General features: G+C 64.3%; 20 protein-coding genes and 1 riboswitch. Of the genes, 12 read left to right on the forward strand and 8 right to left on the reverse strand.

Going from position 1 to position 23,057, the window contains the following annotated elements; translation table 11 throughout:
* Positions 1–94: 94 nt before the first annotated feature.
* Positions 95–2,092, reverse strand: a complete 1,998-nt coding sequence (tkt, locus tag ABZO33_RS00330; RefSeq protein WP_414534421.1) for a transketolase — start codon at positions 2,090–2,092, stop codon at positions 95–97.
* A 229-nt stretch (positions 2,093–2,321) separates the two neighbouring features.
* Between tkt and ABZO33_RS00335 the strand changes: the two genes are divergently transcribed.
* The 4 genes from ABZO33_RS00335 (at position 2,322) to ABZO33_RS00350 (ending at position 6,883) form a co-directional block, all read left to right on the forward strand.
* Positions 2,322–3,314 carry an ArsR/SmtB family transcription factor gene (locus ABZO33_RS00335; protein WP_414534422.1) on the forward strand — a complete coding sequence of 331 codons (993 nt, stop codon included), beginning with the start codon at positions 2,322–2,324 and terminating at the stop codon, positions 3,312–3,314.
* 19 nt (positions 3,315–3,333) lie between these two features.
* Positions 3,334–4,524 carry a methionine adenosyltransferase gene (gene metK / locus ABZO33_RS00340; RefSeq protein WP_414534423.1) on the forward strand — a complete coding sequence of 397 codons (1,191 nt, stop codon included), beginning with the start codon at positions 3,334–3,336 and terminating at the stop codon, positions 4,522–4,524.
* 144 nt (positions 4,525–4,668) lie between these two features.
* Positions 4,669–6,372, forward strand: coding sequence for an NAD-dependent DNA ligase LigB (gene ligB / locus ABZO33_RS00345; protein ID WP_414534424.1), 1,704 nt, complete (start codon positions 4,669–4,671; stop codon positions 6,370–6,372).
* Positions 6,373–6,490: 118 nt separating this feature from the next.
* Complete coding sequence (locus ABZO33_RS00350) at positions 6,491–6,883, forward strand: DUF1090 domain-containing protein (protein WP_318861528.1); 393 nt, start codon at positions 6,491–6,493, stop codon at positions 6,881–6,883.
* Between the two features lie 54 nt (positions 6,884–6,937).
* On the opposite strand, the gene ABZO33_RS00355 is transcribed toward ABZO33_RS00350, so the two are convergent.
* On the reverse strand, positions 6,938–7,384 hold the full coding sequence (locus ABZO33_RS00355) for a c-type cytochrome (protein ID WP_414534425.1): 447 nt from the start codon (positions 7,382–7,384) through the stop codon (positions 6,938–6,940).
* Between the two features lie 119 nt (positions 7,385–7,503).
* Here ABZO33_RS00355 and ABZO33_RS00360 point away from each other — a divergent pair, with 119 nt between their 5' ends.
* Positions 7,504–8,655 (forward strand): murein transglycosylase A, encoded by a 1,152-nt coding sequence (locus ABZO33_RS00360; RefSeq protein WP_414534426.1) that lies wholly within the window; start codon positions 7,504–7,506, stop codon positions 8,653–8,655.
* 61 nt (positions 8,656–8,716) lie between these two features.
* Here ABZO33_RS00360 and ABZO33_RS00365 read toward each other — a convergent pair whose 3' ends face one another.
* Both ABZO33_RS00365 and ABZO33_RS00370 read right to left on the reverse strand, forming a co-directional pair.
* Complete coding sequence (locus ABZO33_RS00365) at positions 8,717–9,103, reverse strand: MAPEG family protein (RefSeq protein ID WP_046853941.1); 387 nt, start codon at positions 9,101–9,103, stop codon at positions 8,717–8,719.
* 31 nt (positions 9,104–9,134) lie between these two features.
* The gene (locus ABZO33_RS00370) at positions 9,135–9,968 is read right to left on the reverse strand and encodes an EamA family transporter (protein WP_414534427.1); all 834 of its coding nucleotides are present in this window, start codon (positions 9,966–9,968) and stop codon (positions 9,135–9,137) included.
* A 217-nt stretch (positions 9,969–10,185) separates the two neighbouring features.
* Here ABZO33_RS00370 and ABZO33_RS00375 point away from each other — a divergent pair, with 217 nt between their 5' ends.
* The gene (locus tag ABZO33_RS00375) at positions 10,186–11,421 is read left to right on the forward strand and encodes a cation:proton antiporter (RefSeq protein ID WP_414534428.1); all 1,236 of its coding nucleotides are present in this window, start codon (positions 10,186–10,188) and stop codon (positions 11,419–11,421) included.
* A gap of 33 nt (positions 11,422–11,454) precedes the next feature.
* Here the strand turns inward: ABZO33_RS00375 and ABZO33_RS00380 are convergent, their stop codons facing one another.
* Positions 11,455–11,856, reverse strand: a complete 402-nt coding sequence (locus ABZO33_RS00380; RefSeq protein ID WP_003257757.1) for an acyl-CoA thioesterase — start codon at positions 11,854–11,856, stop codon at positions 11,455–11,457.
* 177 nt (positions 11,857–12,033) lie between these two features.
* Positions 12,034–12,130: riboswitch (S-adenosyl-L-homocysteine riboswitch) on the forward strand.
* A 21-nt stretch (positions 12,131–12,151) separates the two neighbouring features.
* Between ABZO33_RS00380 and ahcY the strand changes: the two genes are divergently transcribed.
* The 4 genes from ahcY to ABZO33_RS00400 all read left to right on the forward strand — a co-directional run bounded on the left by ahcY (position 12,152) and on the right by ABZO33_RS00400 (position 17,583).
* Positions 12,152–13,561: an adenosylhomocysteinase gene (ahcY, locus tag ABZO33_RS00385; protein ID WP_414534429.1), complete on the forward strand. Its 1,410-nt coding sequence runs from the start codon at positions 12,152–12,154 to the stop codon at positions 13,559–13,561.
* Positions 13,562–13,702: 141 nt separating this feature from the next.
* A complete protein-coding gene (gene metF, locus ABZO33_RS00390; protein ID WP_046853938.1) occupies positions 13,703–14,548 on the forward strand; it encodes a methylenetetrahydrofolate reductase [NAD(P)H] in 846 nt (281 codons plus the stop codon).
* A 116-nt stretch (positions 14,549–14,664) separates the two neighbouring features.
* Positions 14,665–15,447, forward strand: a complete 783-nt coding sequence (locus tag ABZO33_RS00395) for a substrate-binding periplasmic protein (protein WP_414534430.1) — start codon at positions 14,665–14,667, stop codon at positions 15,445–15,447.
* A gap of 222 nt (positions 15,448–15,669) precedes the next feature.
* On the forward strand, positions 15,670–17,583 hold the full coding sequence (locus ABZO33_RS00400; protein WP_414534431.1) for a DEAD/DEAH box helicase: 1,914 nt from the start codon (positions 15,670–15,672) through the stop codon (positions 17,581–17,583).
* Positions 17,584–17,676: 93 nt separating this feature from the next.
* On the opposite strand, the gene ABZO33_RS00405 is transcribed toward ABZO33_RS00400, so the two are convergent.
* The 3 genes from ABZO33_RS00405 to ABZO33_RS00415 all read right to left on the reverse strand — a co-directional run bounded on the left by ABZO33_RS00405 (position 17,677) and on the right by ABZO33_RS00415 (position 20,896).
* Entirely contained in the window at positions 17,677–18,255 is a 579-nt protein-coding gene (locus ABZO33_RS00405; RefSeq protein ID WP_414534432.1) for a YceI family protein, read from the reverse strand.
* 34 nt (positions 18,256–18,289) lie between these two features.
* On the reverse strand, positions 18,290–18,841 hold the full coding sequence (locus tag ABZO33_RS00410) for a cytochrome b (protein WP_094012344.1): 552 nt from the start codon (positions 18,839–18,841) through the stop codon (positions 18,290–18,292).
* A 213-nt stretch (positions 18,842–19,054) separates the two neighbouring features.
* Positions 19,055–20,896, reverse strand: a complete 1,842-nt coding sequence (locus ABZO33_RS00415; protein WP_414534433.1) for an FAD-dependent oxidoreductase — start codon at positions 20,894–20,896, stop codon at positions 19,055–19,057.
* A gap of 204 nt (positions 20,897–21,100) precedes the next feature.
* Between ABZO33_RS00415 and ABZO33_RS00420 the strand changes: the two genes are divergently transcribed.
* Positions 21,101–21,532, forward strand: a complete 432-nt coding sequence (locus tag ABZO33_RS00420; RefSeq protein ID WP_414534434.1) for a hypothetical protein — start codon at positions 21,101–21,103, stop codon at positions 21,530–21,532.
* A gap of 73 nt (positions 21,533–21,605) precedes the next feature.
* The gene (locus ABZO33_RS00425) at positions 21,606–23,012 is read left to right on the forward strand and encodes an adenosylmethionine--8-amino-7-oxononanoate transaminase (RefSeq protein ID WP_414534435.1); all 1,407 of its coding nucleotides are present in this window, start codon (positions 21,606–21,608) and stop codon (positions 23,010–23,012) included.
* The last annotated feature ends 45 nt before the right edge of the window (positions 23,013–23,057 follow it).

Raw genomic sequence — 23,057 nt, forward strand, 5'->3', positions numbered from 1 at the left:
GCGGGGCAAGCCCGCTCCCACAAGGCACCGGGATGCCTTGTGGGAGCGGGCTTGCCCCGCGATCAGGCGAGAGGCTCAAGGCCTCCCGGGTGCATCAGTCTTCCAGCAGCTCTTCGGCGGTGCCCAGGATGTTGTCCAGGGTGAAGCCGAACTCCTCGAACAGCGCAGAGGCCGGTGCCGACTCGCCGTAGGTAGTCATGCCGATGACGCGACCTTCAAGGCCGACGTACTTGTACCAGAAGTCGGCATGGGCAGCCTCGATGGCGATACGCGCACCGACTTCCAGGGGCAGGACCGACTGCTTGTAGGCAGCGTCCTGGGCGTCGAACACGCTGGTGCTCGGCATCGACACGACGCGGACCTTGCGGCCCTCGGCGCTCAGCTTGTCGAACGCCTGGACGGCCAGGCCCACTTCGGAACCGGTGGCGATCAGGATCAGCTCAGGCTCGCCGGCGCAGTCCTTGAGCACGTAACCGCCACGGGCGATATCGGCGATCTGCTGGGCGTCGCGGGTCTGGTGCTGCAGGTTCTGGCGCGAGAAGATCAACGCCGACGGGCCGTCCTTGCGCTCCAGGGCGGCTTTCCAGGACACGGCGGACTCGACCGCATCGGCCGGGCGCCAGGTGTCCAGGTTCGGCGTGCTGCGCAGGCTGGTCAGCTGCTCGATCGGCTGGTGGGTCGGGCCGTCCTCGCCCAGGCCGATGGAATCGTGGGTGTAGACGTGGATCACGCGCTGCTTCATCAGCGCCGACATGCGCACGGCGTTGCGGGCGTATTCCATGAACATCAGGAAGGTCGCGCCGTATGGCACCAGGCCGCCGTGCAGGGCGACGCCGTTCATGATCGCGGTCATGCCGAACTCGCGCACGCCGTAGAACACGTAGTTGCCGCTGGCGTCATTGGCCTCGACACCCTTGCAACCTTTCCACAGGGTCAGGTTGGAGCCGGCCAGGTCTGCCGAGCCACCGAGGAACTCCGGCAGCAGCGGGCCGAAGGCGTTCAGGGTGTTCTGGCTGGCCTTGCGGCTGGCGATGGTTTCACCCTTGGCAGCGACTTCGTTGATGTAGGCCTGGGCCTTCTCGGAGAAGTCCGCCGGCAGGTCACCTGCGTCACGGCGCTTGAACTCGGCAGCCAGTTCCGGGTAAGCCTTGGCGTAGGCGTCGAAGCGCTCGTTCCAGGCAGCTTCGGCCTTGGCGCCAGCGGCTTTGGCGTCCCACTCGGCATAGATGTCGGCCGGGATCTCGAACGGACCGTGGTTCCAGTTCAGTTCCTTGCGGGCCAGGGCGATTTCGTCGTTGCCCAGCGGTGCGCCGTGGCAGTCTTCCTTGCCCTGCTTGTTCGGCGAGCCGAAACCGATGATGGTCTTGCAGCAGATCAGGGTCGGACGGTCGCTCTTGCGCGCGGTCTCGATGGCGGTCTTGATCTCGTCGGCGTCGTGGCCGTTGACGTTGCGGATCACCAGCCAGTTGTAGGCCTCGAAGCGCGCCGGGGTGTTGTCGGTGAACCAGCCGTGCACTTCGCCGTCGATGGAGATGCCGTTGTCGTCGTAGAAAGCGACAAGCTTGTTCAGGCCCAGGGTGCCGGCCAGCGAGGCGACTTCGTGGGAGATGCCTTCCATCATGCAACCGTCGCCGAGGAACACGTAGGTGTTGTGGTCGACGATGTTGTGGCCTTCACGGTTGAACTGGGCGCCCAGTACCTTTTCCGCCAGGGCAAAGCCCACGGCATTGGCCAGCCCCTGGCCCAGGGGGCCGGTGGTGGTCTCGACGCCTGGGGTGTAGCCATACTCAGGGTGACCCGGGGTGCGGCTGTGCAGCTGACGGAAGGCCTTGAGGTCGTCGATGGTGACGTCGTAGCCAGTCAGGTGCAGCAGCGAATAGATGAGCATCGAGCCGTGGCCGTTGGACAGCACGAAACGGTCACGGTCGGCGAAGCTTGGGTTGCTCGGGTTGTGCTTCAGGTAGTCGCGCCAAAGCACTTCGGCGATATCCGCCATACCCATGGGGGCACCTGGGTGGCCGCTGTTGGCCTTTTGCACGGCATCCATGCTGAGGGCACGAATGGCGTTGGCACGTTCACGACGGCTGGGCATCGCTGAGTCTCCTGGGGCTTGAAAGGGTGGTGATGCGAAAAAAGGCGACCATTTTCGCCCACAGGGGGGGCCGGGGGCAATGACGTATGGTCGCAGTCGGGCTTTTTTCCTGTGTTTGGCCTGCTTTTCACGAGAAATGCGCCTGCACAACCACCACCCATCCAGCAATATCAAAACTTTTTGATATTGCTATTGCGACGACAGCATCCCCTGACTAGACTCCCGCCCCATGAACCTCAATGCGCCCATCACCCCGCAACGCAGCGACGAGCTGGCTGCCCTGTGCAAGGCCGGCGGCGACCCGCTGCGCCTGAACGTGCTGCGCGCATTGGCCAACGACTCGTTCGGCGTGCTGGAGCTGGCGCAGATTTTCGACATTGGCCAGTCGGGCATGAGCCACCACCTCAAGGTACTGGCGCAGGCCGACCTGGTGGCGACCCGCCGCGAAGGCAATGCGATCTTCTACCGCCGCGCCCTGCCCGACAGTCAGCGCCTGGGTGGCCGCCTGCATACGGCGCTGCTCGAGGAAGCCGACGACCTCGCGCTGCCCGTGGACGTACAGGCACGTATCGCCCTGGTGCAACAGCGCCGCGCCGCCACCAGCCAGGACTTTTTCCAGCGCGTCGAAGAGAAGTTCCGCGCCCAGCAGGACCTGATCGCCGGCTTGCCGCAGTACCGCGAAAGCCTGCTGGCGCTGCTCGACAAGCTCAGCTTCAGCATCGGCGCCAGCGCCTTGGAAGTGGGGCCTGGCGACGGCGGTTTTCTGCCCGACCTGGCCCGTCGCTTCGACCAGGTCACGGCCATGGACAACAGCCCGACCATGCTCGAGCTGGCCCGCCAGGTCTGTGAGCGCAACGAATTGAGTAACGTAAACCTGCAGTTGGCCGATGCACTGGGTGCAACGGATGTGGAAGCCGACTGTGTTGTGCTGAACATGGTCCTGCACCATTTCAGCGACCCGGCCCTGGCCTTGCGCCTGCTGGCCAAACGGGTGAAGGCGGGCGGCAGCCTGCTGGTCACCGAGCTGTGCAGCCATGACCAGGGGTGGGCGCGCGAAGCCTGCGGCGACCTGTGGCTTGGCTTCGAGCAGGACGACCTGGCCCGTTGGGCCAACGCTGCAGGGCTGACCCCCGGGGACAGCCTCTACGTGGGCTTGCGTAACGGTTTTCAGATCCAGGTCCGGCATTTCCAGCGGGCCAATGGCGACATACAACATCGGTAAATTTCAGGAACCCATCGAGATGAGCGAATACTCCCTTTTCACCTCCGAGTCCGTGTCCGAAGGGCATCCGGACAAGATCGCCGACCAGATCTCCGACGCGGTGCTGGACGCCATCATCGCCCAGGACAAGTATGCCCGCGTGGCCTGCGAGACCCTGGTCAAGACCGGTGTCGCCATCATCGCCGGTGAAGTCACCACTTCGGCCTGGGTCGATCTGGAAGACCTGGTGCGCAACGTGATCATCGACATCGGCTACAACAGCTCCGACGTCGGCTTCGACGGTGCCACCTGCGCCGTGATGAACATCATCGGCAAGCAGTCGGTGGACATCGCCCAGGGCGTCGACCGCTCCCGCCCGGAAGACCAAGGCGCCGGCGACCAGGGCCTGATGTTCGGCTATGCCAGCAACGAGACCGACGTGCTGATGCCGGCGCCGATCTGCTTCTCGCACCGCCTGGTCGAGCGTCAGGCCGAGGCGCGCAAGTCCAAGCTGCTGCCTTGGCTGCGCCCGGACGCCAAGTCCCAGGTCACTTGCCGCTATGAAAACGGCAAGGTCGTCGGCATCGACGCGGTCGTGCTGTCGACCCAGCACAACCCCGAGGTCTCGCAGAAGGACCTGCAGGAAGCGGTGATGGAGCTGATCGTCAAGCACACCCTGCCTGCCGAGCTGCTGCACAAGGGTACCCAGTACCACATCAACCCGACCGGCAACTTCATCATCGGTGGCCCGGTGGGCGACTGCGGCCTGACCGGCCGCAAGATCATCGTCGACTCCTACGGCGGCATGGCCCGTCACGGTGGTGGCGCGTTCTCCGGCAAGGACCCGTCCAAGGTCGACCGTTCCGCCGCCTACGCCGGCCGCTACGTGGCCAAGAACATCGTCGCCGCGGGCCTGGCCGAGCGTTGCGAGATCCAGGTGTCCTACGCCATCGGCGTGGCCCAGCCGACCTCCATCTCGATCAACACCTTCGGCACCGGCAAGGTCTCGGACGAGAAGATCGTGCAGCTGGTGCGCGAGTGCTTCGACCTGCGTCCGTACGCCATCACCACCATGCTCGACCTGCTGCACCCGATGTACCAGGAAACCGCTGCCTACGGTCACTTCGGCCGTACCCCGCAGCAGAAGACCGTGGGTGATGACACCTTCACCACCTTCACCTGGGAGTGCACCGACCGCGCCGCCGCCCTGCGCGACGCCGCCGGCCTGTAAGTCTCCTACAGCAGTAAAAGAAAGCCCCTGCCGAGCAATCGGCAGGGGCTTTTTCGTGACATATCGCCTGACAATGCGGCACGTCACACCGGGCAGCTGACACCTAGGCTGAGGACTCCTTACCGCCTCGCAAGGATGCCGGCCATGCCGTTGCTGCTGATACTCATGCTCCTGCCGACACTCTTCGCCAGTGCACAGGCCGGCCAGTGTCCGGACTGGAGCCCATCGCAGGCTAATGCCGAAATGGCCCGGCTGGGCGAGACCCTGGCCCGCTGGGACGATCACTACCATCGTCAGGGCAAGTCATTGGTAGCCGACGAGCTCTATGACCAGAGCCGCCAACGCCTGCTGCGCCTGCAACATTGCTTCAACAACCTGCCAGACGCGGCGCCCGACCCGCTGGCCAGCGCACGTGGCCCGATACCCCACCCGGTCGCACACACCGGTGTCGACAAGCTCCCCGACGAACAGGCGATGCGTCGTTGGCTGGCCGGCAAACGCGATGTCTGGATTCAACCCAAGGTCGATGGCGTCGCGGTTTCCCTGATCTACCAGCAAGGCCGGCTGGTCCGACTGCTCAGCCGTGGCGATGGCGTCCAGGGCCATGACTGGAGCCGGCATATTCCCTCGCTCGGCGCCATCACCCGACAGCTGCCACAACCTGTGGACCTGGTGCTGCAAGGGGAACTGTACAAACGCCTGGAGGGCCATGTGCAGGCTCAGGCAGGCAGCCTCAACGCTCGCGGCAACGTGGCCGGGCTGATGGCACGCAAGCAGCTGGACACCGCGCTCGGCGCGAGCATCGGCCTGTTCGTCTGGGACTGGCCACACGGGCCGCAAACCCAGGCGGAACGCCTCGAGCGACTGGCCGCCATGGGCTTTGCCGACGGCCAACGCTACAGCGTCGCCATCGCCAGCCCGGAGCAGGCCGCCGAGATGCGCCTGCACTGGTATCGCGCCGCCCTGCCCTTCGCCACCGATGGCGTGATCCTGCGCCAGGACAGTCGCCCGCCCGCCGAACGCTGGCAGGCCAAGGCCCCTTACTGGATTGCGGCCTGGAAATACCCCTTCTCCCAGGCACTGGCCGAAGTGCGCGAAGTGCGCTTTCGCATTGGACGCACTGGCAAGGTAACCCCCATCCTGCACCTGACGCCTGTCGAGCTGGACGACCGTCAGGTTTCCCAGGTCAGCCTTGGCTCCCTGGCACGCTGGCAGAAACTCGATATTCGCCCTGGCGACCAGGTGGCCATCAGCCTTGCCGGCCTCACCATTCCGCGGTTTGACGACGTGGTACAGCGCACGGTCGTGCGACAGCCCGTCGCCTCACCGGCTGCCGGCCAGTATGACGCGCACACTTGCTGGCAGGCTGGCGCTGGCTGCGAAGAGCAATTCATCGCCCGATTGAACTGGTTGAGCGGCAAGCAGGGCCTGGCCCTGCCAGGGATCGGGCCGGGCACCTGGCGCCGACTGGTGGATGCCGGCCTGGTGACCACCCTCGTGGACTGGCTGGAGCTCGATACCCAAGTTCTGGCGGCGGTGCCGGGTCTCGGCGATGCCAGAGCTCGACAGCTTCATGACAGTTTTAGCGCGGCCCGCCTACGCCCTTTCTTCCAGTGGTTGAAAGCGCTGGGCGCGCCCTTGCCTCACGGCATGCCCCTGGAGGCCGACTGGTCGACGCAGGCAACGCGATCAGCTGACGCATGGCAAGCCTTGCCGGGCATCGGTGGCGCAAGATCGAAACAACTCGAGTTATTTTTTGCAACAGAAGATGTTCAAGCCCTTGCCGCGCAACTGGGCGGGTATCGTATCGCCGGCTTCCAGCACCCGGACGACACCGCCGAACAATGACGAGCGTAGGGTAACTCCGAGTTTGCCGCTTAAAGACCTACCAAGGGTTCCTAAATCCGGCAAACCAAGGCAGGATTCCACCAACTTTTGCTGCCCCGCCCCGCTCAGGAGGCTATTCATGACACGTTTCACCGCTCTTTTCCTGCTGGCAACCCTTGGCCTGGCGACCGGCGCCGCGCAAGCCGCCCAGCCGGATGCAGGCCTGACCGGCTGCGCCGCCAAGCGCAGCGCCATCGAGAACCAGCTGAAGATTGCCCGTGACCATGGCAACAGCGACCAGGTTGCCGGGCTCGAAGAGGCGCTGCGTGGCGTGGACAACTGCACCGAAGCCGGGCTGCGCAAAGAGCGCGAGCAGAAGGTGCTCGATGCCCGCCACGAAGTGAACCAGCGCACCAAGGACCTGGACAAAGCCATGAAGAAAGGTGACGCGGAAAAGATCAACAAGCGCAAGGACAAGCTGGCCGAGGCGAAGAAAGAACTGCAGGAAGCCGTGGACGAGCTCGAGCGCTGACCTGACAGCCTCCGAAGTGGGAGCGAAGCCGCTCCCACGACAGCCTCCCACGGCTCAGTGATTACGAAACTCGCTATGACAGGCCTTGCACGCCGCCTCGACCTTGTCCATCGGAGCCTTCATCTGCGCTGCGTCCAGCGACGGGTTGCGGGTCATCGTCAGCAGTTCGCCGGTAACGCCCTCCAGCTGCCTGGCCAGGTCCTGAAACCGCGCCTGGCGCTCCCAGACCTCGGCCCGCGCACTGCTGTCACCCTCGTCGCGCACCTGCGGGAAGTGCTGCCACGGCTCATGGGCCAGGGTATCCAGCTTCACCGCGCTCTCGGCGAACTTCACGCCATCGAAGGGCAACCGCCCGCGCAGCATGCCACCCATGTCTTCACTGGTCTTGAGCATCTGCTTGAAGATCGCCTTGCGCTGGCCCAGCGGCGAGTTGGGGTCGACGCCGTCACAGGCAGTCAGGGCGAGGGCGGCGAGCAGTACTACGGTCAATCGCTTGAACATCACGGTCTCTTTGGCCAGGCAAACGGGTGGCCAGTATCGCCGCCTGCCGGGCAAAGACCAATAGCCACACAGAAAACAAGGGCGAATGTTCATTTTTCGCCCAGCACAGGACCCACCCGATGAAATCTGCATTGCGCCATCTCGCCTGGGCCCTGCCCGCCCTCGCGCTCCTGGCCGGCTGCAACGGCGGCGAAAGCGCCAAGCCCGAGCCTCATGCCATCGCCACTTACGTGCCAGCCACCTGGAAGGACCTGCCCCAGGTCAGCGACGACGACCTGCTGGCCGGTTTCTATGCCTGGCGCAACGGTTGCGAGAAGCTCAAGCGCGATCCGGTGTGGGCCGCAACCTGCGAGGCAGCCGGCTCAGCCACGGCGAACGCTGATCAGGTCCGCACCTTCCTCGAGCAGAATCTCCAGGTGTACGGGCTGCGCTCGGCGCAGAACAGCGCCAACGGCCTGATCACCGGGTACTACGAGCCGGTCTACCCCGGCAGCCTGGAACGCACCGAAGCCGCGCATGTACCTGTGTACGGCGTACCCGAGGACATGATCGTGGTCGATTTGGCCAGTGTGTATCCCGAGCTCAAGGGCAAGCGCCTGCGCGGGCGCCTCGATGGCCGCGTGCTCAAGCCTTATGACACCGCAGAAGTGATCAACCGCGACGGTGCCAAGGCGCCGGTACTGGCCTGGCTGACCGACCCGATGGACTTGCAGTTCCTGCAGATCCAGGGCTCCGGTCGCATCCAGCTGGAAGGTGGCCGCCAGCTGCGGCTGGGGTACGCCGACCAGAACGGCCACCCCTATCGGCCGATTGGCCGCTGGCTGGTAGACCAGGGCCAGCTGCCCAAGGAACAGGTGACCATGGGCAGCATTCACGCCTGGGCCCAGGCCAACCCGCAGCGCGTCCCTGAGTTGCTGGCCAGCAACCCGAGCTATGTGTTCTTCAGCACCCGTCCGGATAGCAACGAAGGTCCACGCGGCTCGCTCAACGTGCCGCTGACCGCTGGCTACAGCGTGGCCATCGACCGCAAGGTGATCCCGCTGGGCAGCCTCCTGTGGCTGTCCACCACCCGCCCCGACGGCAGCCCGGTGGTGCGCCCCGTGGGGGCGCAGGACACGGGCGGGGCGATTACCGGTGAAGTGCGTGCGGACCTGTTCTGGGGCACCGGGCCAGAGGCCGGTGAACTGGCAGGCAACATGAAACAACAGGGGCAGATCTGGATGCTGTGGCCTAAGGGCCAGCCTTTGCCCGAAGTACCAAAGGTACCCTGACGGGCGCTATCGCGGGGCATGCCCACTCCCACTACGGGAGCGGGCTTGCCCCGCGATGCAGTCAGATCGAAACGACAAAGAACGACACGATCAGCGCCATCCCGACGAACCACACCAGCGAGCGCAACACCGCCCAATCCGCCAGGTAACAGATGATGTAGAGCAACCGGCTGGTGATGTACATCACGCCCAGCACGTCCTGGGTCACTTGTTCGGCATTGCCGACGATATCGGCCACCAGCACTGCCGCGGCAAACGCGGGAAACGCCTCGTAGCCATTCAACTGAGCAGCATGGGCCCGCCGTGGCAGCCCTTCGAGCTTGTCCAGGAACGCACGCGGGTCGTGATTGGCACGCAGGCCGAAATACCCGCTGCTGAGCTTGGCGATCAGTGCACACAGCGGCGGCAGGACCAGCGCGACGAGAATGCACCACAGGGCTACGGTCATCTACAGGACTCCTTGTTCATAGAGGTTCGCTTCAGAGCTTCATCACCAGCATGCCGGCCAGCACCAGCCCGCAAGCTAGGAGTCTTGGCCCGCCAAAAGGTTCTTTGAGGTAGCGCATGCCCAACAGCACCACGAGGATCACGCTCAACTCGCGCAACGCTGCCGCTTCGGCCACAGAGCCCAGATGCATGGCCCAGAGCACCAGAGCGTAGCTGAACAATACGCAGAACCCGACCGCCAGGCCCAGCTTCCATTGGGTTCGCCAGAACAGCATGAACGGCCCTCGTCGGGCCACCACGGCCAGCAGCGGGAACGGCCAGGAGCTGAGCAGGCTCAGCCACACCAGGTAATCCCACGGTTTGCCCCATAGGCGTACGGCCTGGCCGTCGAACCAGGTGTAACAGCCGATGCACAGGCCGATCAGCGCCACCACCGGCAGCATCGACCAGGGCAGGCGGTCGCCGCCGCCACCCTGCCAGAGCAAGCACGCCATGCCACAGGGGATCAGCAGGATGCCGATGATCTGCTGCTGGCTCAGCGATTCGCCAGCAAAGGCCAGGGTCAGGCCCAGTACCACCAATGGCGACAGGCCACGCATCAACGGATAGACCAGGCCCAGGTCGCCGACCCGATAGGCCTGGATCAGCAGAAAGCGGTACAACTGCTCGGCCAGCGCCGAGGCCAGCAGCCACGGCCAGATCTCGGCGGGCGGAAAATCTACGAAGGCCACCGCCAGTAGGGCGAAACTCAGCGCCACCACGTCCATGCTGGCGATCACCAGCAAGCGCTCGGCGCTGAACTTGATCAAGGTATTCCAGGTGGCATGGAGCAGGGCTGCGACCAGTACGAGGGAAGTTGCCAGCACGCCTTGGAATCCTTGTGGTCGTTTGGTGCGGACACTATATAGCGCCTGGCCTGTCATGGCCTCATCGCGGTGCAAACCCGCTCCCCCACCATCGCCTGGCAGGAACCAATTGGAGAAATCCGGTCATAAGGTGTGTCCCGACTGCCGCGCCAGGTCATCAAAGAACTGCCCGAGCCCTTCGGGTAATGACTTGGAAGCCACTTTCACAGGATTCGGGATGCTTGAATTAGTTGCCGCGTTTATCTGCCTCACCACCCTCCTCACTTATGTGAACTACCGCTTCATCGGCCTGCCGCCGGCCATCGGCGTGATGGTCACCGCATTGCTGTTCTCCCTGATGCTGCAGGGCCTGAGCCTGATCGGCTTCCCTGGCCTGGAAGAACGCGTCGAAGGCCTGATGAACCAGATCGACTTCAACGACCTGCTGATGCACTGGATGCTGTCGTTCCTGCTGTTCGCCGGCGCCTTGCACGTCAACCTCGCCGACCTGCGCAGCTACCGCTGGCCGATCGGCCTGCTGGCCACCATCGGGGTGCTGATCGCCACCGTGGTGATCGGCTACCTGGCGCACTGGGTATTCGCCCTGTTCGGCTGGAACGTGCCGCTGATCTACTGCCTGCTGTTCGGCGCGCTGATCTCGCCGACCGACCCGATCGCCGTGCTCGGCGCACTGCGCACCGCCAACGCCTCCAAGCCGCTGAAGACCACCATCGTCGGTGAGTCGCTGTTCAACGACGGCACCGCAGTCGTGGTGTTCACCGTGCTGCTGGGCATCATCCAGCTGGGCGAGACGCCGAGCGTCGCCGACACCGCCATCCTGTTCGCCCGCGAGGCCCTGGGTGGCATCGCCTTCGGCGGCCTGATCGGTTACGCCACCTACCGCATGATCAAGAGCGTCGAGCAGTACCAGGTGGAAGTGATGCTGACCCTGGCGCTGGTGATCGGCGGTTCGGCCATGTGCTACGAGCTGCACGTGTCGGCGCCGATCGCCATGGTGGTGGCCGGCCTGATCATCGGTAACCTGGGGCGCAACCTGGCGATGAACGACATGACCCGCCGTTACATGGACGGTTTCTGGGAACTGATCGACGACATGCTCAACGCCCTGCTGTTCGCCCTGATCGGCCTGGAGCTGTTGCTGCTGCCGTTCAACTGGCTGCACCTGGCGGCCGGTGGCGTGCTGGCGGTGGCGGTGCTGGCCTCGCGGCTTTTGACCGTGGCGCCGGCGATCGTGCTGTTGCGGCGCTGGCGCAGCGTGCCGCAAGGCACCATTCGCGTACTGACCTGGGGCGGCCTGCGCGGTGGCGTTTCGGTGGCCCTGGCACTGTCGCTGCCGCAGGGTGCCGAGCGTGACCTGCTGCTGTCGATCACTTACATCGTGGTGCTGTCGTCAATCCTGATTCAAGGCCTGACGGTCGGCAAGGTGGTGCGCAAGGTCAGCGCACAACCATGAAAATACCGGGGCCGCATTGCGGCCCCAGCTTTATCACTCGACAGCCGAATCGGGGAACTGATCCTGGATGTACTTGATCTCGGTGCGCCCGTGGGCGGCCGGCAGGCCATCCTCACCCAGGTTGACGAAGACCATCTTGTCGACGGTCAGGATCGCCTTGCGGGTGATCTTGTTGCGTACTTCGCACTTGAGGGTAATCGAGGTGCGGCCAAACTCGGTGGCGGTGATGCCCAGCTCGATGATGTCACCCTGACGCGAAGCACTGACGAAGTTGATCTCGGAAATGTACTTGGTCACCACGCGCTGGTTACCCAGCTGGACGATGGCGTAGATCGCCGCCTCCTCGTCGATCCAGCGCAGCAGGCTGCCGCCGAACAGGGTGCCGTTGGGGTTGAGGTCTTCAGGTTTTACCCATTTGCGGGTGTGAAAGTTCATCTGTACTCCTGACCTGCTTGCTGACATGCGCTAATGATGGCAGACCGCTCGGTCACGCTCCATTGAACATCGACTATCGTCTCGATTAATCGACAGAAAGTCTTGGGTGTGTCACACGCCCGCGGCTATAATCTCGCCGTTTCACATGGTCCCCCACAGTGGTGGCCATCCCGCCACCCATCCGAGGGGCGCTGCAGCAGGCTTGGCCTGTCAGGCTCGGTTGGGGCGTTGTCCGCGCAAGCGGACGCTCAACGCACAACGGCGCCCATTCGCACACTACGAATGGAGGCTCTCAATGAGCGCTGTAAACACGCCTGCAGGTTTTTCCGACTTCAAGGTCGCCGACATCTCCCTGGCCGACTGGGGCCGCAAGGAAGTCATCATCGCCGAATCGGAAATGCCCGCGCTGATGGGCCTGCGCCGCAAGTATCAAGCCGAGCAACCGCTCAAGGGCGCGAAGATCATCGGCTGCATCCACATGACCATCCAGACTGCCGTGCTGATCGAGACCCTGATCGCCCTGGGCGCCGAAGTGCGCTGGTCGTCGTGCAACATCTTCTCCACCCAGGACCAGGCCGCCGCCGCCATCGCTGCCGCCGGCATCCCGGTATTCGCCTGGAAAGGTGAAACCGAGCAGGAGTACGAGTGGTGCATCGAGCAGACCATCCTCAAGGATGGCCAGCCATGGGACGCCAACATGGTGCTGGACGACGGCGGTGACCTGACCGAGATCCTGCACAAGAAATACCCGGCCATGCTGGACAAGATCCACGGTGTGACCGAAGAGACCACCACCGGCGTGCACCGCCTGCTGGACATGCTGGCCAAGGGCGAGCTGAAAGTCCCGGCGATCAACGTCAATGACTCGGTCACCAAGAGCAAGAACGACAACAAGTACGGCTGCCGTCACAGCCTGAACGACGCCATCAAGCGCGGCACCGACCACCTGCTGTCGGGCAAGCAGGCCCTGGTGATCGGCTACGGCGACGTGGGCAAGGGCTCGGCCCAGTCCCTGCGCCAGGAAGGCATGATCGTCAAGGTCACCGAAGTCGACCCGATCTGCGCCATGCAAGCCTGCATGGACGGCTTCGAAGTCGTCTCGCCGTTCAAGGACGGCATCAACACCGGTACCGAAGCCGGTATCAACAAGGACCTGCTCGGCCGCATCGACCTGATCGTCACCACCACCGGTAACGTCAACGTCTGCGACGCCAACATGCTCAAGGCCCTGAAGAAGCGCGCCGTGGTCTGCAACATCGGCCACTTCGACAACGAGATCGACACCGCTTTCATGCGCAAGAACTGGGCATGGGAAGAGGTCAAGCCACAGGTGCACAAGATCCACCGCACCGGCGCCGGCGTGTTCGACCCGCAGAACGACGACTACCTGATCCTGCTGGCCGAAGGCCGCCTGGTAAACCTGGGCAACGCCACCGGCCACCCAAGCCGCATCATGGACGGTTCGTTCGCCAACCAGGTTCTGGCGCAGATCTTCCTGTTCGAGCAGAAGTTCGCCGCGCTGCCCGCCGCGAAGAAGGCCGAGCGCCTGACCGTGGAAGTGCTGCCGAAGAAGCTCGACGAAGAAGTGGCCCTGGAAATGGTCCGCGGCTTCGGCGGCGTGGTCACCCAGCTGACCCCGCAGCAGGCCGAGTACATCGGTGTGACCGTCGAAGGCCCGTTCAAGCCGGACGCTTACCGCTACTAAGCGGCTGGTTGCCAGTGCCAGGTATCCTTGCCCGGCACTGGCAGGCAACGTTTCGAACCGATGTCCGAGCCAGGCCGGCCCCCACCGTCCTGGCTTTTATTTGCAGGCAGCAGCCCAGGCTCACTGCCGAAGGAACCAGAGATGTCACAAGAACGCCGCTACAGTTTCGAATTCTTCCCCACCAAGACCGATGCCGGTCACGAAAAGCTGATGGGCGTTGCCCGCCAGCTGGCCAGCTACAACCCGGACTTCTTCTCCTGCACCTATGGTGCCGGTGGCTCGACCCGCGACCGCACGCTCAACACTGTGCTGCAGCTGGAAAATGAGGTGAAAGTCCCCGCCGCCCCGCACCTGTCCTGCGTGGGTGACAGCAAGGACGACCTGCGCGCCCTGCTCGCCGAGTACCAGGCCGCCGGCATCAAGCGCATCGTCGCCCTGCGTGGCGACCTGCCGTCGGGCATGGGCATGGCCAGCGGCGAACTGCGCTACGCCAGCGACCTGGTCGAGTTCATCCGCCAGGAAACCGGCAACCACTTCCACCTGGAAGTCGCCGCCTACCCGGAGATGCACCCGCAGGCGCGCAATTTCGAGAGCGACCTGGCCAACTTCGTGCACAAGGTCAAGGCCGGTGCCGACAGCGCCATCACCCAGTACTTCTTCAACGCCGACAGCTACTTCTATTTCGTCGAGCGTGCGCAGAAGCTGGGCGTCGAGATCCCGGTGGTGCCGGGCATCATGCCGATCACCAACTACAGCAAGCTGGCGCGTTTCTCCGACGCCTGCGGCGCCGAGATCCCACGCTGGATCCGCAAGCAGCTGGAAGCCTATGCCGACGACACCGCCAGCATCCAGGCGTTCGGCGAGGAAGTGATCACCCGCATGTGCGAACAACTGCTGCAAGGCGGCGCACCGGGCCTGCACTTCTACACCCTGAACCAGGCCGAGCCGAGCCTGGCAATCTGGAACAACCTGAAGCTGCCACGCTGATGGTCGCGAACAAGGCTTTGGCACAGGTCAAAGCCTTGTTCGTTCGCGCTCGCGCCGCACGTTTCCATAGCCAGCGTTCACTGGTCTTGCCCGGGCTTGCAGCGTACTCTCACGCCATGCGCACGCTCATCCTCCCTCTCCTGCTGTTGCTGCTCGCCGGCCTGAGCCCGTTGGCCCATGCCGAACGCCTGCGCATCGTCAGCGACGACTGGGCCCCTTACCTCTACCAGGAGAACGGCCAGGCCAAAGGCATCGACTACGAGATCACCAACGAGGTGTTCAAACGCCTGGGCGTCGAGGTTCAGTGGCAGTTCCTGCCCTGGAAACGCTGCCTGGCCATGGTCGAACAGGGCCTGGCGGATGCCGTGATGGATATTTTCCAGGTCGACTCGCGCAAGGGCTACCTGGTCTATCCGGACGAGCCGATGTCCGAGGTCGAGTTCGTCCTCTACCAAGCGCGTTCACGGCCACATCCGGTCAAGCGCGTCGAGGATCTGGCCGGGCTGACCGTCGGCACCTCGCCGGGCTACGTCTACGACGGCACTTTCGCCGAATCGCCGCTGTTCCGCCGCGAACCCGCGCCCAGCCACGAGGCCAACTTCGGCAAGCTGGCGCTCGGACGCGTCGACCTGCTGGTGACCGACCGCCGGGTCGGCCGCTATGTGAGCCGCCGACTGGGCCTGGAGCAGACCGTGGAAGAGCTGCCCCTGGTGGTCAGCCGTCGCCCGCAGTACCTGGGACTGGCCCGCAAGCCCGGCCGCGAGCAGTTGGCGCGGGCCTTCAGCGAGGAGCTGCGGCGCTTCAAACAGGAGCCAGCCTATGCGGCGATCAGTGCCCGCTACCTCGGCAATCAGGATTTTCCTTTCGCCGTTGAGCAGCAGGAACGCGGCACACGCTGATTGCTCTGTTATACTCGGGCCTTCCCGCCCGGCTCACGCCCGGACGCTCGGCCTCGCAACAGGCATCTCGACCCGCAGCCGCGCACCTTTGGTGCCCGCCCGCCGGTTCCAGGATGCGCAGTGAACGCCCAGCTGGACCGGACGCGATCGCATCCCTCCGATGCCCGTCGCGCCAGGCAGAACACCCCATCGGGCCTAGCCCCCACGAGAACAGGATTGCCCATGTCCTTTGCTTCCCTCGGTCTCTCCGAGGCTCTAGTCCGCGCTATCGAGGCAGCGGGCTATACCCAGCCCACTCCGGTGCAACAGCGGGCCATTCCCGCCGTGTTGCAAGGTCGCGACCTGATGGTCGCCGCGCAGACAGGTACTGGTAAAACCGGCGGCTTCGCGCTCCCTATTCTTGAGCGCCTGTTCCCGGGTGGCCACCCCGACAAATCGCAACGCCATGGCCCGCGCCAGCCGCGCGTGCTGGTGCTGACGCCCACCCGCGAGCTGGCTGCCCAGGTGCATGACAGCTTCAAGGTCTATGCCCGCGACCTCAACTTCATCAGCGCCTGCATCTTCGGCGGCGTCGGCATGAACCCGCAGGTCCAGGCCATGGCCAAGGGCGTCGACGTCCTGGTCGCCTGCCCGGGCCGCCTGCTCGACCTGGCCGGCCAGGGCAGCGTCGACCTCTCGCGGGTCGAGATCCTGGTGCTGGACGAAGCCGACCGCATGCTCGACATGGGCTTCATCCACGACGTCAAGAAAGTGCTGGCGCGCCTGCCGGCCAAGCGCCAGAACCTGCTGTTCTCGGCGACTTTCTCCAAGGACATCACCGACCTCGCCGACAAGCTGCTGCACAACCCCGAGCGCATCGAGGTCACGCCGCCCAACACCACCGTCGAGCGTATCGAGCAGCGGGTCTACCGCCTGCCGGCCAGCCATAAACGCGCCCTGCTGGCACACCTGATCACCCTGGGTGCCTGGGAACAGGTACTGGTGTTCACCCGTACCAAACACGGCGCCAACCGCCTCGCCGAGTACCTCGAGAAGCACGGCCTGACCGCCGCGGCGATCCACGGCAACAAGAGCCAGAACGCCCGCACCAAGGCACTGGCCGACTTCAAGGCCAACACCGTGCGCGTGCTGGTCGCCACCGACATCGCCGCCCGCGGCCTGGACATCGACCAGTTGCCCCACGTGGTCAACTTCGAGCTGCCCAACGTCGAGGAAGACTACGTTCACCGCATCGGCCGTACGGGCCGTGCCGGTCGCTCCGGTGAAGCCATTTCGATGGTCGCGCCGGACGAAGAAAAGCTGCTCAAGAGCATCGAGCGCGTCACCCGCCAGAAAATCCCGGATGGTGACCTGATGGGCTTTGACGCGTCGCAGGTCGAGGCCGAGAAGCCCGAAGTGCGCGAGCGCCAGCCGAACAATGGCCGCGGTGGCCGCAACCAGCAACCTCGCGGCGAAGGCGGCAAGGAAGGCAGTGGCGGACGCAAGGACAAGGGCAAGGACAAAGGCCGCAACAAGCCTTCGTCCGAGAAGTCCGCGGAAAAGGACAAGTCCGGCGAGAAACAGCAGCAGGGCCAGCAGCGCAAGCCGCGCGACCAGAAGCCACGCCAGCAGCAGAACAACGGCCAGAAAGCCGCGCCTGTCGCCGCACCCAATCGCGACCCTGAAGAGTTCCTCGACGACGACGTCGACAACTTCGGCAACCGCGCCGACTACGTAAGTCCCTACCAGAATGCCAAGAACCAGGGGCGCAATCGTCGCCCAGGCGGCAACGGCGGCCAAGCCCAAGGGCAAGGCCAGCGCAGTGGTGGCGGTGGCGGTGGCGGTGGCGGCCAGGGTCAAGCCCAAGGCCGTGGCAATGGCCAGCAGCGCCAGGGCCAGGGCTCCGGTGAAAAGCGCCCACGCAACGGCGGCGGCAGCAATGGTGGCGCCCGACGCGACAACAACGGCGGCCGTGCTCGCCGTGAAGACTCGTCCCGCCAGGAACCGGCCGTGCGCAACCCGCGCGAGTCGCAGAGCGCACCGGTGATCATCCGCAAGGAATCCAAGCTCGACCGTTACCCGACGCCCGAGCAACTGGACGACCTGCCAAGCCGCCCACGCGGTGAGCGCCCGGCGCTGCTGACCCGCAAGGGCTGAGCCCGCCATCGCGGGCCTGCCCCGCGATGAGGCCATGCAAAGCCAACAAAAACGCCGCCCAATGGGCGGCGTTTTTGTTGCTGGCGAAGCGAATTACTTCTGCTTCACGCCTTCGACGCTGATATCCAGGTCCAGGGTCTGCGAAGTCGGGCCTGGGCCCTTGATGCCGAAGTCGTTCAGGTTCAGCGTGGTGGTGGCGTTGAAGCCAGCGCGCTCGCCGCCCCATGGGTCCTTGCCCTCGCCATTGAACACGGCCTTGAAGGTGACCGGCTTGGTCACACCGTGCAGGGTCAGGTCGCCGGTCACATCGGCAGTCTTGTCACCGGTCGACTTGACGCCGGTGGAGACGAACTTGGCTTCTGGATATTTTTTGACATCCAGGAAGTCCTTGCTGGCGATGTGCTTGTCACGCTCGGCGTGGTTGGACCACAGGCTGGCAGTCTTCAGGTCGACGCTGATCTTGCTCGCCTCGGGTTTGGCGCTGTCCCAGGTGAAGCTGCCGTCGAAGTCCTTGAAGGTGCCGTGGATGAAGCTGTAGCCCAGGTGGCTGATCTTCCAGTCAACGAACGCGTGCTGGCCTTCCTTGTCGATCTTGTAATCGGCGGCCATGGCCTGGCCGGCGGAGATCAGGGCGGTACCGAGCGCCAGAGCGGCAAAAGTCTTTTTCAACATCCTTACTTCCTTCCTTTGCAATTGAGGTTGAGAGTCAAGCTTTGCGGCCCAGCATGCGGGTCAGGGTCGCGTCACGGTCGATGAAATGATGTTTCAGTGCCGCCAATGCGTGCAGTACGGCAAAAATCACCAAGCCCCAGGCCAGCCAGAGGTGGATCACCCCCGCCAGGTCGGCTTGGTCGGGCAGGTCGCTGACCAGCGCGGGAACGTCGAACAGGCCGAACACCGGTATGCCCACGCCGTCGGCGGTGGAAATCAGATAGCCCGCTATCATCACCGCGAACAGGCCCAGATACAGCGCCAGATGGCCCAGCTTGGCGGCCAGCCGGGTGACCTTGCCATGGTTGGCCGGTGCCGGGGGCGGCGGGCTGACGAAACGCCAGACTACCCGCAACAGCATCAGTGCCAGCAACACCAGGCCGATGCTCTTGTGCAGGTCGGGGCCGGACTTGCGCCATGGGTCGTAGTAATCGAGGCCGACCATCCACAGGCCCAGGCCAAACAGCCCGAAGACCGCCAGCGCCACGCCCCAGTGCAGGACGATACTGACCAGACCATAGCGAGAAGATGAATTGCGTAGTTGCATATTGGCGTATTTCCCCGTGAAAGCTGTGCACAAGACTAACGCGTAATGCATCGAATAAAAGCGTAAAAAACAGCTTCTGATTATCGAAAAACCAGATATTAATTCTGCAATCTTCCTATTAAGGAAACATTAACGATAGACGTTTGGAAGATCCGACGCCATCGCGGGGCAAGCCCGCTCACACAGGGCCCCGCGCTGGCGGCTATACCGAGATCAGCCGGCTTTGGCCTGGCTGTTGACCACCGGCTTCTTGGCCGGTTCCGACTTGGCGGTGGCCTTCTTCACCGGCGCCGGTTTGGCTGCAGGCTTGTGGGCCTGCTTGGCCGCAGGCTTGGCTTGAATGGGCTTGGTGACGGCAGGTTTCACCGGTTCATCCTTGGCCACAGGCGCCGGAGCGACCGGCACGGGTGCCGGTGCAGGCACCGGTGCAACCTCTTCGGCCTTGGCGATCGGCGCAGCCTTTACCTCTGGCTGGTCACCGCCACCAAACAGGCGCGAGAAGAAGCCCGGCTTGTCCGGCTTGGCCTGCTCGACCTTCACTGGCTCTGCCTTGGCGGGGGCCTTGTCGGACGAGCCGCCGAACAGGTTGGAGAAGAACCCACCTTTGTCCTTCGCGGCCGCAGCGCCGGCCGCTCCAGTAGCCGCCGCGGCGGCTACCGATGCAGCCTTGGCCGGGTCGAAGGACTTGCCCGCCGCCAGATCCTGGACCTGCCCCGCGGCACGCTGGCCGCTACGCAGGGCCCCTTCGAGGGTACCTGGGTAAAGCGCATCGGTGTGTTCGCCGGCAAAAGCGATCCGTTGTACCGGGCGCTCCCACAGGCGCCAGTATTTGCTGATCTGCCCCGGGCCGTAGGCCAGGTAGGCACCGCCCATGCCGGCGTCGGTGCTGTAGCGGCGGATCTCATAACCGGTGAAGGCGCCGCGTGCCTGTGGGTAGAAGGCGTGCAGGCGGATCAGCACCTGGTCGACCATCTGCTTGTCACCGAAAGCCTGGAGCAAGCGGGCGTTATCGCCGGACAGGTTGATCACCACGTTGGCGCCGCCCTTGAGCGCCGGCTCGATCCACAGCATGCCCAGGCCAGTGTTGCTGAAGATCTCGCCGGACATGCGTGCACGGCTTTCCCATACCGGGTTCTTGAACTTGAGCATCAGCTGGTCGCGCCAGCCGTAGTTGGTGCCCTTCAAGGCGGCCAGGTGCTGCCCGTCCAGGCCCGGGGTCATCTGGATCTTGGCCAGTGCACGCAGCGGTACGGCCATGACCAGATAGTCAGCCTGGTAGCCGACGCCGCCGACCTTGACGGTCACACCGTCCTTGTCCTGGACGATGGCGGTGACCGGCGAGCTGGTCTTGATGGTTTTCAGCTGCTTGACGAAGGCCTGGGCCAACACCGGGCTGCCACCAGGCAGGCGCGCGGCGCGCAGGTCACGGTCGCTGACATTGCGGTAGACCCGGCCCTGCTGGGCGAAATACAGCAGCGACAGGCGCGACGGTTCGTCATAACGGGTGCGGATCTGCTGGTTGACCAACTGGCGGGCGGTAGCTGGCAACTGCAGCTTGTCGAGCCAGGTGGACACGTTCATCTGGTCGAGGGCGAACAGGGTGCTGTTTGCCGCAGGATTGAGCGGGTCTTCGATGGAACGGGCCAGGTCGTCGAGGGTTTTCTCGTAGCGTTTGAGCGCTTCGGCAGTGGCCGGCTGCTTGGCCGCCAGATCGATGGCGCTGAAATATTCACCATCGATCAGGTAGCCGGGGTTGCGCACGAACTCCGGGGCCGGCAGGGTGGCGACCTTGAACTGCTCCAGGTACTGGTTGAGCACCGGCTGGGTCTTGCTGTTGCCGACCCACTCGCTGGTGGCCAGGCCCGAACGCCCGCCCATGCCCGACTTGGCTTCCAGCAGGGTTACCTGCCAGCCCTTGCTCTGCAGCTCGTAGGCCGCGGTCAGACCCGCCAGGCCACCACCGACGACGATTGCCGTCTTGTCCTTGGCCAGCGCGACGCCGCTGGTCACCCCGATCAATACCAACGCGCACAGGCGCACCCAAGCAGCAGCCATGATGGCGAACTCCGGTTAGAGAAGCGATAGAAGAGACGGGGAACAATGCCCCGGGAGAGATGCGTTAAGAATACGTCACCTCTGCCCACCCTGCCACCGCAGTGACATCAAGTGCCTTTGGCAACTGGTAATTTTGTCAGTGGCGGTAGTTGGCCGGGTCGTGCAGCCTTGGCTGGCATTCAAGCATCGAGCCGGGGAACAGCAGTGATCTACACCGAAGACTTTGCCAGGTGGACGCCTTCGGCGCCGCTGCCCGAATGCACCTGGCGCGCGCCCACCGGCCTGAGCATCGTGTCCAATGGCATTGTCTACAGCGCGCGCTATCAGACCGACGAGGGGCGGATCGGCACGGAATTGATCATCCATGGCCAGTGCGATATCGAGTTCATCTTCGGCCAGACGGTCGATTGCCTGCTGCTCGAAGTGGACATCAACACGCTCGGCAAGGCCGTCTCGACCGCCTACTGGTTGACCCTGCGCGACCAGGACTACACCGAGTTCACGCCCGGCCCCGGCACCCACGGCACCTCCTGGCACGACGTGCCCGGCCCGCTCGACCGCTTGGCCCTGTCCACCCTGCCGCAGTGCACGGTGCATATCCGCCAACTGGAATGGCGCCCCGCCTGGCGACATTGAGCGGTTGTCCTGCCCCCCGGCATTGCTTAGGCTTACGCGGTCAAACCGAGCCGTAACGCCAGGAGAAGTGCCCATGGGCCTCAACGATCAGTGGATGCAGCGCGACCTGAAGGTCCTCTGGCACCCCTGCACCCAGATGAAAGACCACGAACAGCTGCCGCTGATTCCGATCAAGCGCGGCGAGGGCGTGTGGCTGGAGGACTTCGAGGGCAAACGCTACCTGGACGCCGTCAGCTCATGGTGGGTCAACGCTTTCGGCCATGCCAACCCGCGCATCAACCAGCGCATCAAGGACCAGGTCGACCAGCTCGAACATGTGATCCTCGCCGGCTTCAGCCACCAGCCGGTGATCGAGCTGTCCGAACGCCTGGTGGCGATCACCCCGGCCGGCCTGGAGCGGGTGTTCTACGGCGACAATGGCTCGTCGTGCATCGAAGTGGCGCTGAAGATGAGCTTCCACTACTGGCAGAACACCGGCAAAGCGCAGAAGAAGCGCTTCGTCACTCTGACCAACAGCTACCATGGCGAGACCATCGCCGCGATGTCGGTGGGCGACGTGCCGCTGTTCACCGAAACCTACAAGGCGTTGCTGCTGGACACCATCAAGGTGCCAAGCCCGGACTGCTACCTGCGCCCGGAAGGCATGGGCTGGGAAGAACACTCGCGGAACATGTTCGCGGCCATGGAGCAGACCCTGGCCGAACACCACGCCAGCATCGCCGCGGTGATCGTCGAACCGCTGATCCAGGGCGCCGGCGGCATGCGCATGTACCACCCGGTGTACCTCAAGCTGCTGCGCGAGGCCTGCGACCGTTACGACGTGCACCTGATCCATGATGAGATCGCCGTCGGCTTCGGCCGCACCGGCACGATGTTCGCCTGTGAGCAGGCCGGCATCACCCCGGACTTCCTGTGCCTGTCCAAGGCCCTGACCGGCGGCTACCTGCCGTTGGCCGCCTGCCTGACCACCGACAAGGTCTACCAGGCGTTCTACGACGACTATCCGACCCTGCGTGCCTTCCTGCACTCGCACAGCTACACCGGCAACCCGCTGGCCTGCGCCGCGGCCCTGGCCACTTTGGACATCTTCGAGCAGGACAACGTGATCGAGGCCAACAAGGCCTTGTCGGCGCGCATGGCCAGCGCCACCGCGCACCTGACCGACCATGCCCACGTCGCCGAGATCCGCCAGACCGGCATGGTCCTGGCCATCGAGATGGTCCAGGACAAGGCCACCAAGGCCGCCTACCCCTGGCAGGAGCGCCGCGGCCTGAAGGTCTTCGAGCACGCCCTGAGCCGTGGCGCGCTGTTGCGCCCGCTGGGCAGCGTGGTGTATTTCCTGCCGCCTTACGTGATCACACCCGAGCAGATCGACTTCCTGGCCGAGGTGGCCAGCGAAGGGATCGATATCGCTACCCGCGACAAGGTCAGCGTTGCCGTGCCGGCCGACTTCCATCCGGACTTCCGCGATCCGGGCTAGCCCCAGACCAACCCGAAACCTGTAGGTGCCGGCTCGTCCGCTCCT

Source organism: Pseudomonas sp. CAM1A, from assembly GCF_047501685.1.
In the GTDB taxonomy this organism is placed as follows: Bacteria; Pseudomonadota; Gammaproteobacteria; order Pseudomonadales; family Pseudomonadaceae; genus Aquipseudomonas.

Excerpts from the sequence above, each read along its gene's own strand:
- ABZO33_RS00360 (WP_414534426.1), top strand. The coding sequence starts at position 7,504 with ATGAAATCTGCATTGCGCCATCTCGCCTGGGCCCTGCCCGCCCTCGCG.
- metF (WP_046853938.1), top strand. The coding sequence starts at position 13,703 with ATGTCACAAGAACGCCGCTACAGTTTCGAATTCTTCCCCACCAAGACC.
- ABZO33_RS00395 (WP_414534430.1), top strand. The coding sequence starts at position 14,665 with ATGCGCACGCTCATCCTCCCTCTCCTGCTGTTGCTGCTCGCCGGCCTG.
- ABZO33_RS00355 (WP_414534425.1), bottom strand. The coding sequence starts at position 7,384 with ATGTTCAAGCGATTGACCGTAGTACTGCTCGCCGCCCTCGCCCTGACT.
- tkt (WP_414534421.1), bottom strand. The coding sequence starts at position 2,092 with ATGCCCAGCCGTCGTGAACGTGCCAACGCCATTCGTGCCCTCAGCATG.
- ABZO33_RS00415 (WP_414534433.1), bottom strand. The coding sequence starts at position 20,896 with ATGGCTGCTGCTTGGGTGCGCCTGTGCGCGTTGGTATTGATCGGGGTG.
- ABZO33_RS00365 (WP_046853941.1), bottom strand. The coding sequence starts at position 9,103 with ATGACCGTAGCCCTGTGGTGCATTCTCGTCGCGCTGGTCCTGCCGCCG.
- ABZO33_RS00400 (WP_414534431.1), top strand. The coding sequence starts at position 15,670 with ATGTCCTTTGCTTCCCTCGGTCTCTCCGAGGCTCTAGTCCGCGCTATC.
- ABZO33_RS00380 (WP_003257757.1), bottom strand. The coding sequence starts at position 11,856 with ATGAACTTTCACACCCGCAAATGGGTAAAACCTGAAGACCTCAACCCC.
- ABZO33_RS00375 (WP_414534428.1), top strand. The coding sequence starts at position 10,186 with ATGCTTGAATTAGTTGCCGCGTTTATCTGCCTCACCACCCTCCTCACT.
- ABZO33_RS00425 (WP_414534435.1), top strand. The coding sequence starts at position 21,606 with ATGGGCCTCAACGATCAGTGGATGCAGCGCGACCTGAAGGTCCTCTGG.
- ABZO33_RS00350 (WP_318861528.1), top strand. The coding sequence starts at position 6,491 with ATGACACGTTTCACCGCTCTTTTCCTGCTGGCAACCCTTGGCCTGGCG.
- ABZO33_RS00335 (WP_414534422.1), top strand. The coding sequence starts at position 2,322 with ATGAACCTCAATGCGCCCATCACCCCGCAACGCAGCGACGAGCTGGCT.
- ABZO33_RS00410 (WP_094012344.1), bottom strand. The coding sequence starts at position 18,841 with ATGCAACTACGCAATTCATCTTCTCGCTATGGTCTGGTCAGTATCGTC.
- ligB (WP_414534424.1), top strand. The coding sequence starts at position 4,669 with ATGCCGTTGCTGCTGATACTCATGCTCCTGCCGACACTCTTCGCCAGT.
- ABZO33_RS00405 (WP_414534432.1), bottom strand. The coding sequence starts at position 18,255 with ATGTTGAAAAAGACTTTTGCCGCTCTGGCGCTCGGTACCGCCCTGATC.
- ahcY (WP_414534429.1), top strand. The coding sequence starts at position 12,152 with ATGAGCGCTGTAAACACGCCTGCAGGTTTTTCCGACTTCAAGGTCGCC.
- metK (WP_414534423.1), top strand. The coding sequence starts at position 3,334 with ATGAGCGAATACTCCCTTTTCACCTCCGAGTCCGTGTCCGAAGGGCAT.